General features: G+C 66.6%; 7 protein-coding genes and 1 tRNA gene. 7 read left to right on the top strand and 1 reads right to left on the bottom strand.

The window, feature by feature from the left end; genetic code table 11:
• Positions 1-682: 682 nt before the first annotated feature.
• The 5 genes from AC1AYX_RS07260 (at position 683) to AC1AYX_RS07240 (ending at position 9,573) form a co-directional block, all read left to right on the top strand.
• Positions 683-3,721: a hypothetical protein gene (locus AC1AYX_RS07260; RefSeq protein ID WP_476502877.1), complete on the top strand. Its 3,039-nt coding sequence runs from the start codon at positions 683-685 to the stop codon at positions 3,719-3,721.
• Positions 3,721-5,307, top strand: coding sequence for a hypothetical protein (locus tag AC1AYX_RS07255; protein WP_476502876.1), 1,587 nt, complete (start codon positions 3,721-3,723; stop codon positions 5,305-5,307). The genes AC1AYX_RS07260 and AC1AYX_RS07255 overlap by 1 nt, the downstream gene beginning before the upstream one ends.
• Positions 5,308-5,487: 180 nt before the next feature.
• Positions 5,488-6,225, top strand: coding sequence for a helix-turn-helix domain-containing protein (locus AC1AYX_RS07250; protein ID WP_476502875.1), 738 nt, complete (start codon positions 5,488-5,490; stop codon positions 6,223-6,225).
• A 242-nt stretch (positions 6,226-6,467) separates the two neighbouring features.
• Positions 6,468-8,597 carry a glucose PTS transporter subunit IIA gene (locus AC1AYX_RS07245; protein WP_476502940.1) on the top strand — a complete coding sequence of 710 codons (2,130 nt, stop codon included), beginning with the start codon at positions 6,468-6,470 and terminating at the stop codon, positions 8,595-8,597.
• A gap of 142 nt (positions 8,598-8,739) precedes the next feature.
• The gene (locus tag AC1AYX_RS07240) at positions 8,740-9,573 is read left to right on the top strand and encodes a PRD domain-containing protein (RefSeq protein ID WP_476502874.1); all 834 of its coding nucleotides are present in this window, start codon (positions 8,740-8,742) and stop codon (positions 9,571-9,573) included.
• A gap of 200 nt (positions 9,574-9,773) precedes the next feature.
• Here the strand turns inward: AC1AYX_RS07240 and AC1AYX_RS07235 are convergent, their stop codons facing one another.
• Positions 9,774-10,904 (bottom strand): diacylglycerol/lipid kinase family protein, encoded by a 1,131-nt coding sequence (locus AC1AYX_RS07235; RefSeq protein WP_476502873.1) that lies wholly within the window; start codon positions 10,902-10,904, stop codon positions 9,774-9,776.
• A gap of 260 nt (positions 10,905-11,164) precedes the next feature.
• Between AC1AYX_RS07235 and serS the strand changes: the two genes are divergently transcribed.
• Both serS and AC1AYX_RS07225 read left to right on the top strand, forming a co-directional pair.
• Positions 11,165-12,451: a serine--tRNA ligase gene (gene serS, locus AC1AYX_RS07230; RefSeq protein WP_034527232.1), complete on the top strand. Its 1,287-nt coding sequence runs from the start codon at positions 11,165-11,167 to the stop codon at positions 12,449-12,451.
• Between the two features lie 246 nt (positions 12,452-12,697).
• Positions 12,698-12,782 (top strand) — tRNA-Ser (locus AC1AYX_RS07225).
• The last annotated feature ends 175 nt before the right edge of the window (positions 12,783-12,957 follow it).

The following is a 12,957-nucleotide window of genomic DNA, read 5'->3' as shown; positions in this document are numbered from 1 at the left end:
TGCCGGTCGTCAGCCGGAATCTTTCATTGTTTTTACAAGCCTGTAACACGATTCTCGTTTTTCCGTCACGAGCCCTGTCGCCTCCCTCTGACGAGGGAGGTGTCATCGCGAAGCGATGACGGAGGGAGAGAAGCAAAGCGGCCGTAGGCCGCAGGAAACGGAATCGGCCTTCGGCCGATGCGGTGTCTCTGTGGCCTGCGGCCGCTGTCTCTCCCTCAGTCGGCCTGCGGCCGCCAGCTCCCTAACCCCCTCAGTCCGGCCTTTGGCCGGCCAGCTCCCCCTGAAGGGGGCGCAAGAAAATCGACATGCGCGAAGCGCATGATCTTTTCCCTTGCGCCCCCACGGATGTGGGGGAGCTGTCGCGCGAAGCGCGACTGAGGGGGCCGGCGGTTTCATACCGTGGAGGCAATCGTAAAAATTTTCTTTCATAATTCCCGCGGCGCTGGCGGCATTGGAACGATGGGGCTGTGAGGACCGAATCATCCGGTCCGCACAGCCCCGTCTTTTGATTGTTTTTACTTCGGCGCAACATGATGTTCTTCCGTTTCGAGAATTTTTCATAACATGGGGCCACTTTGATCGGGAAACCTGGACGTGCGCACCTTGGCAGTCAAGGAAAGGGGAGTCGCGGCAACGGGCGGGGAAGGATCGAAGCGTCACTCGGAAGGGAGTCGAGAACATCATGAACATCACCACCACGCGCAAGGCCCTGGGCGGGCTGTGCGCGGTCGTGCTCGGGCTGACGAGTCTGGGCGCCGGGACGATGACGGCCATCGCCCAGACCGCGCAACCCGGCCAGACGCAGGCCGCGACGTCGCAGACCACGGCGACGGGCACCGCCGCCAAGTCCGCCAAGGACGACTACACGCTCACCGGCGCGGACGGACAGGCCGCCCCCGTGCAGTCCTCGAACGGCGACGACGCGCTCAAGGCCGCCACCACGCCGCAGCAGGGCGCACCGGATCTGAAGAACGCGAAGACCTTGCCGGACACGGTCAAGCTGAACGACATGTTCCGCTACGAGGCCGCGTCCACGTCCGGCGCCAAGCCCTCCGACGCCGACGCGTTCGCCGCGGACGGCGTGGCAGACACCGGCACCGGTGCCGCAGACAGTGCCCCGGCCCCGGCCTCCGCAACCGCCGCCAAGGCCGAGATGACCCTGTTCCCGCAGACGGTCACGCACAAGGAGCTGTCCGACCGGCGCGCCATCGCCATCCACGCGTCCGGCTTCGCCGCGGGCGAGGCCATCGCGTACGAGGTGGCCGGCCCCGGCGACCCGCTGTACAACATGACCAAGTACTTCGCCGGCTACGCCGACAAGAACGGCAAGTGGATCAACACGATCAGCTACCTGAACGCCGACTACGCGCGCAAGGGCGACTACACCGTCAAGCTCACCGGCATGAAGAGCGGCGCGAGCGTCGAAGACAAGTACACGATCACCGATGATCCGGCCGAGCTGGCCGCCGGCACCGCGAAGATCGAGCCCGCCTCCGCCACGGTCACCCAGTACGACATGCGCTTCACCGGCATGAAGTTCACCGCCTCCGGCTTCAAGGCCGGCGAGGACGTGAAGATCTACGTGGTGACCTCCCTCGGTGACGCGCAGGCCATCGACGACTACAAGGCCTCCGCCGACGGCACCGTCTCCGACGCCATCGTCACCCGCACCTCCGTCGGCCTGACCGGCGTGTTCCAGCTGATCGCGGTCGGCACCGAATCCGGGTCCGCGAAGGCCGACTTCACCATCGTCGCCAACGACGACCCGTTCGCCGACGCGGTGGACAGGAAGGCCGCCGACACGGTTAAGCTCACCATCGACCCGAAGCGCATCTCCCAGTACGCGCTCGGCCTGCAGGGCATGAAGTTCACCGTCGACGGCATGCAGAAGGACGAGAAGGTCGAGTTCATCCTCACCGATCCGGACACCGGATTCCAGCAGGCGTACACGATGCTGCCCACCACCTACCCGAAGCCGGTCGAAGGCCAGTATTCCTCGCCGCTGTACGACACGTCGCTTGCCGCCAAGCCCGGCACCTACGCGGTCAAGGTCGTCGGCACCAAGTCCGGCTACGTGACCGGCAGCTACGAGGTCTACGACGACACCAGCATCACGATCGACCCGAAGATCGTACCGACCGGCGAATTCGCCAAGCACGTCAAGGACGGCGTCGCCACGATGACCCAGTCCGATCTGCTGGCCGACGGCGCGATCACGTTCAAGGCCACCGGCTACGTGCCCGGCGACTACACGGAAAGCTACATCATCAACCCGAACGGCTCCCAGATGCCCGGCGTCAGCGGCCTGACCGGCGACGACGGCACCTACGTGGACGACGGCAGCTACTGGAAGGCCCCGAACAACTTCGGCGGCCGCAGCGGCTACAACAACGCGCTCGTGCCCGGCACGTACACGCTCGTCGTGGCCGACCACTACGCCAAGAGCCGCATCTACAGCCAGATCGCCATCAAGGTGACCGACGACTCCAAGACCGCGCCCCGCGGCAAGGTCGCCGTCTCCGCGAACACGATCAGCGCCTACGACCTCTACAAGAACGGCCTCAAGCTGGACGTCAGCGGCTTCAACGCCTCCGAGCTCGGCAGCCTGCTCATCACCACGCCGAACGGCACGCCCGCCATCGCCAGCCCGATGACGCTCGGCGCCAACGGCAACTACGAGGGCACGTTCAAGGCCAACGATCCGGAGACCGCGCAGACCGGCGAATACAAGGTCGCCTTCTACACCAACGACGCGGACCACCCGAAGCAGGAGGCCACGTTCACCGTGACCGACGACCGCGCGCCCGAAGCCACGATCGGCGTGACCCTCTCCGCCGACACGCTCACCCAGTCCGACTTCGCCAAGACCGGCCTCGACCTGAGCGCCACCGGCCTCGACGCCTACCAGTACGGCGACGTGCGCATCACCGAGCCCGACGGCACCACCGTGATCGCCGCCACGCTGCAGGCCGACGCCGACGGCGACATCAAGCTCGCCGCCCCGCTCAAGCGCGCCACCGACACCGCGCAGTCCGGCGAATGGACCGTCCAGGTGAAGACCAAGGACTACCACCACGGCGAGGCCACGTTCGCCGTCACCGGCGACAACAAGCCGGCCGGCGTCGACAAGACCGAGCTCAAGCGGCTCGTCGACAAGGCCGCCGCGCTCAAGGAATCCGACTACACGGCGGAATCCTGGGCCGGTCTCGCCGCCCCGCTCGCCGCAGCCAAGGCCGTCCTCGCCAAGGAGAACGCCACCCAGGCCGAAGTGAACACCGCGTGGGGCGACCTCAACGCCGCGATCGACGCGCTCGTCGCCGCCGCCAAGCCCAGCACGGCCGATAAGACCAAGCTGCAGGATCTCGTCGCCAAGGCCGAGACGCTGGACTCCTCCAAGTACACGGCGGAATCCTGGGCCGGTCTCGCCTCGCCGCTCGCCGCGGCCAAAGCCGTCCTCGCCAAGACCGACGCCACGCAGCCGGAAGTCGACGCCGCCTACCGCGACCTCGCCGCCGCGATCGACGCGCTCGTCGCCAAGAGCGAGCCGACGCCGCAGCCCGGTTCCGGCGCGGGCGCGGGTGCCGCGAACGCCGGCACCGGCGCGGCCGCGACCTCGCCGCTGGCCTCGACCGGCGCATCCGTGAGCCTGCTGGCGGTCGGCGCGCTGCTGACCCTCGCCGGCGCCGCGATGCTCGCCAAGGCGCGTAAGGAGCGTGCGTGATGGAACACTCGGATAAGGAGAACAAGATGAACGCAACGCGCGCGACGATGTCGCGTTCGAAGAAACTGGGCGTCGCCGCGCTCGCCGCCGGACTGGCGTTCGCCACCGCGGCCGGCGTGATGATGGCCGTGAACGGCCCGGCGGTGGACATGAGCGGCGTCGTGCGATACAGCGCGCCGAACGTCGCGGACTACACGGCGCAGGCCGGCGCGCTCGGCGACGGTCTCAACGCGGCCATCGCGCATGATCTCGACATGAGCGGCGCGAAGTATCTGGCGCTCGCCGACGCCGGCCGCGCCGGGGCGGCGACGGTCAAGTCGCTGGGGAGCGGCGTGAAGGCGTCATGGATCGACGGCGACGGCACGCTGCACGTCATCGCGTCCGACGCGGCGACGGCGCGACGCGCGTCCGCCGCCGGCGCCGACGCGACGACCTCCGATCCGCTGGGACGTGAGGCCGCCGCGAAACAGGCGTCCGACGCCTCCCGCACCTACTACGCCGACTACACGGACGGCACGGTGAAGTCCTACGCGAAGAAGTCCCTCAAACTCACCTCGGGCGGTCTCGCCGCGGGCGACTTCATCGGCGGCACCGGCTACATGGTGACGACCACGTCGGGCGGCAACGCGCGTTGCTCCGCCGGATTCGCCGGCACCGACGGCTTCGGCCAGAACGTGAACCTCACCGCCGGCCACTGCGTCGAAGGCATCGACACCGGCGTGCAGATCAAGGCGATGACCTTCCCGGTCCCGACCATCTACCTCGACCGCCAGTGGGGTCTCGACGACGCGCGCAACGTGGTCGGCCGCGCCGCGCAGGGCCACGTCGGCGACGAGAACGACGCCGGCGTCATCAACCTGTCCGAGAACACCTACCAGTCGTTGCCGCAGGTCTCCACCTGGGGCGCCGACGGCAAGGACGCCTCCCAGTCGAAGGGCGAGGGCCTGTACTCGCAGGACGACGGCACGCCGCTCGACGTGTACGACGGCTCCGACGTGATCGTCGGTATGCCCGCGTGCAAGTCCGGTTCCACCAGCGGCTGGACCTGCGGCACCATCAAGCGCGTGAATGTGAGCGAAAGCATCAACGCGGAAGGCGTGATGAAGTCGGTCTCCGGCTTCCAGTTCGACGCATGCATGCTGTCCGGTGATTCCGGCGGCGCGATCGTCTCCGGCCACTACGCGATCGGCATGGACTCCTACGGCAACATGGACAGCTGCGCCGACCGCGACAATCCGGACGCGGTGGCCGGCGGCTTCGCGTTCATCGCCGGAGACCACAACGCCGAGAAGATGTTCGGCGATAACTTCAACCTGACCATCAAGGTCGGCGAACCGGTGATTTCGGCCGCGGACGCGCAGTCCGTGTCCGGCACGGTCGATGCGGCGACCGGTGCGAAGGTCGCGGTGTCGGTGGACGGCAAGTCGTACACGACGGTCGTCAAGGACGGCGGCAAGTGGTCGGTGCGTCTCGGTGACGGGCTCGCCACGGGTTCGCATGAGGTGAAGGCGACTGCGTCGCTCAAGGCCGCGGGCTCGGATCTGACGACCACGGGTGCGACCGCGAGCAAGCAGTTCACGGTCTGATCGCTTTCGGGTTGTAACCCCCCTCAGTCCGGCCTGCGGCCGGCCAGCTCCCCCTGAAGGGGGCGCGGAGAACGGTCATGCGTTGCACGCATGTCGATCTCCCTGCGCCCCCTTCAGGGGGAGCTGTCGCGCGAAGCGCGACTGAGGGGGTAAACGCGGCTGAGGACGAGGAGGATGATAATGGTGGATGACTTGACCGACGAGTGGGAGGAGATGACGGCGATGGCCTACGACGAGCTGCCCGAGGTGTTCGAGGTCAGCGACCGCCGCGTGCTGCGCGTCATCACGAATCCCATCCGCTACGCGGCGCTGTCGGAGCTATTCGAAAGCCACGAGCCGCTGACCGCCACGCAGATCGCCGACGCGGTGGGCGTCAGCCCCAGCGTGATGAGCTACCATCTGCGCGAACTCGGCAAGGTCGGCATCATCCATCGCGTCCGCGGACTGCGCGACGGACGCGAGGCGCCGTGGATGCCGAGCGCCAAGCAGTACCGCATCGTCGTCAGCAAGGAGCCGAGTCATGAGGCGCGCATGAAACTGATGGACGCCGTGCTCGTCGCGATGCGCGACCGCATCGAACGCATGATCGTCGCGCGTGCCCGGAGCCGCGCCGTGCCGCCGAACGACGCCAGTCCCTACACGATGCTCTCCACCGGCAACCTGGTGCTCACCGAGGAGGAGGGCATCGCCGCGCAACAGGAGGTCCGCGCGATCTGGCGCAAATACGAACAGCTTAGCGACGGGCGCAAGCCGGGACGCTACCCGGTCAACGCCGTCTACGTGTGGTCGTGCCTGCCCGACGCGGCACGTGACGGCGCTACGCGTGACGGCCACGCGCGTAACGGCGGCAGGCGCGCCGCCGCATCGCGCGAGGGCGGCGCGGCGGCGTCTCGACGGGCGCGACACGACCGACAGTGAAAAGGTTTGCACAATCGTTACCGTTCTGTTATAGTGACGCACTGTCAGTTTCCTTAGCAGGGTTGCTACTCAAGATTTCGAGGCAAGACCTGAGGCGTGAGCCAAACCATAGGAACATGCACCCACAAGGTGCGCATCCTACGGTTCCAGACTCTTGCCCCAGGTCTTTTTCGTTGTCTGGGCCAATGTCGACCTGGCAATGGGGAATCTGCGTCATATGGAATGAAGGAATGGAGAACACGATGTCGCATCAGGACGATGTCAAGGCGATCATCACCGCCGTCGGTGGTGCCGCCAACGTCAAGTCGTTGACGCACTGCGCCACCCGACTGCGTTTCGAACTCAAGGACGGAGGCAAGGTCGACCAGGCCTCCCTCGACTCCAACAAGATCGTGCTGGGCGGCGTGCCCCAGTCCGGTGACCGCTACCAGGTCGTCATCGGCGGCCAGGTCGCCTCCGTGTACGAGGAGATCATGCACCTGCCGGAGATGGCGGGTCTCGGCTCCGGCTCCTCCGACGACGACGCCGCGTCGGACGGCGAGATGAGCGACGCCGAGCTCAAGGCCGCCAAGCGCAACCAGGGCGTGCGCGGCAAGGTCGCGTGGCTCGACAACTTCTTCGAGTACCTGGCCGACTCCTTCCGCCCGATTCTGGGCGTCCTGCTCGGCGCGTCCATCATCATCGCGCTCGTCAACCTGTTCATCTCCATCGGCGTGATCCCGAACGACGAGGCCAACACCGGCCTCATGTTCATCAAGGCCATCTGGAAGGGCGTGTTCTACTTCCTGCCGATCATGGTCGCCTACAACGCCGCCAAGAAGCTCAAGGTGGACCCGTGGCTGGGCGGCTCGATCATGGCCATCCTCATGACCCCGCAGTTCGCCTCCCTGTCCGACACGAAGACCTGGGGCAGCGCCGTCAGCTGCGTGGAGAACGCCACGCTCGGCACCTCCGACTGCACCGCCACCGTGTTCGGCCTGCCGATGCAGCTGTCCGACTACTCCGGCAACGTGTTCGTCCCGTTGATGATGGCCGCCGTGCTCGCCCTCGTCTACCACGGACTCAAGAAGATCATCCCGGATTCCGTCCAGCTCGTCTTCCTGCCGTTCTTCTCGATGATCATCGTCGGCGCGCTCACCGCCTTCCTCATCGGCCCGCTGGGCGTGTGGGTCGGCAACGGCCTCGGCGTCGGCCTCGCCTGGATGAACGGCCACGCGCCCTTCATCTTCGCCATCGCGATCCCGCTGCTCTACCCGTTCCTCGTGCCGCTCGGCCTGCACTGGCCGCTCAACGCCCTCATGCTGATGAACATCAACACGCTCGGCTACGACTTCATCCAGGGCCCGATGGGCGTGTGGAACTTCGCCTGCTTCGGCACCACCGCCGGCGTGCTGTTCCTGTCCATCCGCGATAAGGATGACCAGATGCGCCAGACCTCCATCGGCGCCCTCGCCGCCGGTCTGCTCGGTGGCGTCTCCGAGCCGAGCCTCTACGGCATCCACCTGCGCTACAAGCTCATCTACTCCCGCATGCTCGTCGGCTGTGGCGTCGGCGGCGTCGTCATCGCCGTCCTCGGCTGGCTGTTCCCGGCGACCGTCGCCTCCGGCGAGGTCGTGCACGGCGTCACCACCACCGCCTTCGCCTTCACCTCGCTGCTCACCGTCCCGGTGTTCAACCAGATGTGGGTCTACGGCGTGTCCATCGCCGTGGCGTTCTTCGTCGCCATGTTCCTCGTTATCACGCTCGACTACCGCACTCCGGAGCAGAAGGCCGAAGTGAAGGCCCGCGTCGCCGCTGCCCAGAAGGCGAAGGCCGGCAAGGGCGAGGCCGCCGTCGAGGCCGCTCCGGCCGCCGACGCCTCCGCCCCGGCTGCCGAGGCCGCCGCTGAGGCCTCCGCGCCGGCCGCCGAAGCCGCGCCGACCACCGCCGTGCTCGCCCCGGTCAACGGCCACGTCGTCTCCCTCGACGACGCCGGCGATCCGGTGTTCGCCTCCCGCGCCCTCGGCGAGGGCGTCGGCGTCCAGCCCGCCGCCTCCGAGGTCAAGGCCCCGGTCTCCGGCGTGCTCCAGACCGTCGCCGAGACCGGCCACGCGTTCGGCCTCAAGACCGACGACGGCGTCGAAGTGCTCGTGCACGTCGGCATCGACACGGTCAAGATGAACGGTGAGGGCTTCGCCGTCAAGGTCGCCAAGGGCGACCGCGTCAACGCCGGCGATCCGCTCGTCGACGTCGACTTCGACAAGGTGAAGGCCGCCGGCTACAGCACCACCACGCTGATGACGGTCCTCAACACGGCCATGCTCAAGGCGGTCACTCCGAAGACGGACGTGGACGTCAAGGCCGGCGACGAGGTCATCGCCATCGAGAAGTGACCACTCCGACGCGCCGGTCCGGGCCCTCGGCGGATGATTCCGCCGCGGCCCGGGCCGGCGCGTCGGCTATGCTGAGCCCTATGGGCGGCCCGTGAACGGCCTTCGGTCCGATTCGGGCCGCCCATGAGGTGAAAGGGTTGTCATGGAAATACTTCGCGTCTTCAACAACAACGTCGTCCTCGCGAAGGACGGCACGCGCGAGGTGATCCTCACTGGCCGCGGGCTTGGCTTCAAGGCGAAACCCGGCATGACGGTTGACCGCACCAAGGTGGCGCGCGTGTTCGTGCCCGCCGACGGGCGCGACCCCGACCATCTCGCCCAATTGCTCGGCGACATCCCGCCCGAGGTCATCAAACTCGTCTCCGAAGCCATGGACCGAATCGGTCTGGGCGAGGAGGCGGGACAGAATCCCACGCTCGTCATGGCCCTCGCCGACCACGTGTGCGGGGCGCTGCGCCGCGTCAAGAACGGCATCCCGGCCATCGCCTACCCCCTCACCGAAGAGGTGCAGACGCTGTACGAGCGCGAATACACGCAGGGGAAGTCCCTGCTCAAGGCGTTGAACACACGGCTCGGCGGCGTGCTGCCCGAGAACGAGGGCGTCGCGTTCGCGCTGCACCTCGTCAACGCCGGATTCTCGACCGGCGACCTGACCCACACGTATGCGATGACAGGCGTGATCCAGCAGCTGCTCGCCGTCATCGAAAGCACGTACGGCATCACGCTCGACGAACATTCCGTCAACGTGGGCCGATTCATTACGCATCTGCGCTACCTGTTCGTGCGCATCCACCAGCACAGCCAGCTGAAGCGCGAACCCGAGGCGATCGTCGCGTCGATCATGCAGTCCTATCCGAAGGCCGCCGAATGTGCCCACCGCATCGCCGCCCTCATCGAACTGCGTCTCGGCACCACGCTCACCGAAGACGAGATCGCCTACCTCACCCTCCACGTAGCCCGAGTCAGCGCCGCCTGACGTTCGGTTCGGCCCCCTCTCCTTGCAGGGATGGTGCCTGACGTTCCTTCTGTTCTCCCGCAGGGAGGGTGGCTGTTTTTTCTTCCCTCCCCTTGCAGGGGAGGGTGGCGGCGAAGCCGACGGGTGGGGTAGTCCGATACCCCCTCAGTCCGCCTCATGGCGGCCAGCTCCCCCTGAAGGGGGCGCAGAAGCAATGGACCCTACGCCCGAATCGGCTCCATCGTGCCGGTGGCGGACGGGTCGCCGCCGGTGATCTCCGGCACGCGCACGATCAGCGCGTTCCGGTCGACGGTGAACCGGATGTGCTGCGTGGCGGGCAGCATGTCGCCGTCCACCTGCGCGGGCGTCGGCTTCTCCAGTACGAGTTCCGCGCTCACGCCCTGCACCTGGTCGATCGTCGAATTCGTGGAGAGCGGGTTCTGCTCCGCCTTGCCGGTGATCGTCTGATGCACCACGTCGCCGAACAGGTTCGCCCATCCGATGATGCCGCCCGTCGTGTCGATGATCTCGAAATCGAGCAGGCCGTCGTGGAACGAGGCGTTCGGCATCAGCGAGAACACGGGGATCTGGCCGCAGTTGCCGGCCATGAACGTGCGGAACACGAGTCCGCGCGTCGAATGCGTGCTGCCGTCCGCGCTCGTAATCGTCACGTTCGCACGGTATTTCGGCGCGAACAGGTTCTTCACGCCGCCCACGAAATACGCGAGCCAGCTGATGTTCTTCTTCAGTTCCGGATCGGTGTCGTCGATCATCGCCGCGTCGAAGCCGACGCCCGCGATGATGAGGAACGCGTGCGCGTGATCCTCCTCCGGGTGGTCGAGCAGCGCGAGACGGCCCATGTCCACGCGACGCGACCCGTGCGACGTGGCCACGGTGAGCGCCGCATCGATGTCGTCCACCGGAATGCCCATGTTGCGCGCGAACAGGTTGCCGGTGCCGATCGGCACGATGCCGAGCGCGTGGCCGGTGCCGGACACGGCGGACGCGACCGTGCGCACCGTGCCGTCGCCGCCCACCGCGACGACCACGTCCGCGCCGTGCTCGAGCGCTTCGAGCGCACATGCGCGGCCGTCCTTGTCGAGCTGCGTGTCGATGAACTCGATTTCGGTGAGCCCCTTCTCCTTGCAGAACCGTTCGATATGCGCGCGGCGCGCGGCGGCCTGCGGCTTCGACGGGTTCACGATGAACGCGTAATGCACCTGGTCGTCATCGCGTGCGACGAGTTTCTCGGCGAGACGGCGGCGCCGGTACGCGCGGACGGCGAACGCGACGGCGACGATGACGGCGACGACGCCGAGGACTACTGCGATGATGACTGCGGCTGTGGGCATAATCCTTATTCTGCTCACTCGGCGCTAAGATTCCCGCATCGCCACGGAATAATTGAACGATTCCTGCACGTTGGGGTGTGCGGGTCGGACCGGCCGGCGGGCGCCGATTACATGGTCCGCGTCGGTTGCGTGCCATGATTGGCGTGGCGACGACGTGTTTGGCATGGAAGCGACTGCGTTGCCCGTCGGAACGAGACCGCGATACAGGACAACGGGACCCCGCATCCCGCGTGTCGGCTTACGGCGGTAGGCTGGGCGGCATGCTTGATATTCAATTCATTCGCGAACACGCCGATGTCGTCAAGGAATCCCAGCGCAAGCGCGGCGAGTCCGTCGAACTCGTCGACGAGGTCCTGCGCTCCGACGAGGCGCGCCGTTCCTCCCTCAAGGAATTCGAGGCCGCACGCGCCCAGCAGAAGGAGATCGGCAAGAAGGTCGCCGCCGCCCCGGCGGACGAGAAGGCCAAGCTGATCGCCGAGACCAAGGCGCTCGCCAACAAGGTCTCCGAGTACAAGGCCGCCGCGGACGCCGCGTCCGAGGAATACACCACCGCGATGTGGAAGCTGTCCAACATCGTCGAGCCGGAGGCGCCGGAAGGCGGCGAGGACGATTACGTCGTCGTCAAGAAGGTCGGCCAGATCCGCGACTTCGCGGCCGAAGGCTTCGAGCCGAAGGATCACCTGACCCTCGGCACCGAGGTCGCCGGCATCGACATGCGCCGCGGCGTCAAGGTCGGCGGCTCCCGCTTCTACTTCCTGCGCGGCCAGGTCGCCCGCATGCAGATCGCGATGCTCACGATGGCCGTCGACCAGGCCGAGGAGCACGGCTTCACGCTCGCCATCACCCCGACGCTCGTGCGCCCCGAAGTGATGCGCGGCACCGGCTTCCTCAACTCCCACGCCGACGAGATCTACCGTCTGCGCGAGCCCGACGACCAGTACCTCGTCGGCACCTCCGAGGTGGCGCTGGCCGGCATGCACGAGAACGAGATCCTCGACCTCGGCAACGGCCCGCTGCGCTACTGCGGCTGGAGCTCCTGCTACCGCCGTGAGGCGGGCGCCGCCGGCAAGGACACCTCCGGCATCATCCGCGTCCACCAGTTCGACAAGGTGGAGATGTTCGTCTACGCGAAGCAGGAGGACTCCTACGCGGAGCACCAGCACCTGCTGGAGATGGAGCAGGAGATGCTCGCCAAGGTCGAGGTGCCGTACCGCATCATCGACACCGCCGCCGGCGATCTCGGCTCCTCCGCCGCCCGCAAGTTCGACTGCGAGGCTTGGGTGCCGACCCAGGGCCGCTACCGCGAGCTCACCTCCACCTCGAACTGCACCGAGTACCAGGCCCGCCGTCTCAACATCCGCGAGCGTACCGAGGACGGCTCCACCCGCCCGGTCTCCACGCTCAACGGCACGCTGGCCACCACCCGCTGGCTCGTCGCGATCCTCGAGAACCACCAGCAGAAGGACGGCTCCATCGAGATTCCGAAGGCCATGCGTCCCTACATGGGCGGCAAGGAAGTCATCGAACCCACCAAGTGGGAGGCGTGACGCCCTCGCCGGCGTGACGTCCGCTTAGCTCGCCCCACACCCCCATGGTGCGGCAACACACAATCTCCATAACGTTGGAAAATGGCCGTTTTGGTCTACCGCACCATGGGGATTTCACCGCACCATGGGTGTCGGGGGCGATTTATTGGTGCGGGGCGCGCCGCCGTGAAGGCGGAAGGGCGTGTTCCGCACCTTCTGTATAATGAATCGTCGTGCATGCGGCCGAAACGGGGTGTGCGCGTATACGGGTAGATGTCTGAGCGGTCTAAAGAGACGGTCTTGAAAACCGTTGAAGGGCAACCTTCCGCGAGTTCGAATCTCGCTCTGCCCGCCGTAACGAAACGGGGCTTCGGGAATGTCCGAAGCCCCGTTTCGCGTATCCGCCGACTTCCGTCGCGGGTTATAGGAACCAAACGTGGTGTTTTAGAAATCCCGGGCGTGGTGTGGATGCTGTCGCAGGATTTCCGTTGTCTTCCTTTCCTTTTGCATCCAGGCCGAAGCTCGAT

Source organism: Bifidobacterium sp. LH_419, from assembly GCF_056356955.1.
Note: the sequence above shows the minus strand (reverse complement) of the source record. Positions and strands in the feature narration are given on the sequence as shown.

Coding starts and splice junctions, on each gene's coding strand:
- AC1AYX_RS07260 (WP_476502877.1), top strand. CDS start 683: ATGAACATCACCACCACGCGCAAGGCCCTGGGCGGGCTGTGCGCGGTC.
- AC1AYX_RS07255 (WP_476502876.1), top strand. CDS start 3,721: ATGGAACACTCGGATAAGGAGAACAAGATGAACGCAACGCGCGCGACG.
- AC1AYX_RS07250 (WP_476502875.1), top strand. CDS start 5,488: ATGGTGGATGACTTGACCGACGAGTGGGAGGAGATGACGGCGATGGCC.
- AC1AYX_RS07245 (WP_476502940.1), top strand. CDS start 6,468: ATGTCGCATCAGGACGATGTCAAGGCGATCATCACCGCCGTCGGTGGT.
- AC1AYX_RS07240 (WP_476502874.1), top strand. CDS start 8,740: ATGGAAATACTTCGCGTCTTCAACAACAACGTCGTCCTCGCGAAGGAC.
- AC1AYX_RS07235 (WP_476502873.1), bottom strand. CDS start 10,904: ATGCCCACAGCCGCAGTCATCATCGCAGTAGTCCTCGGCGTCGTCGCC.
- serS (WP_034527232.1), top strand. CDS start 11,165: ATGCTTGATATTCAATTCATTCGCGAACACGCCGATGTCGTCAAGGAA.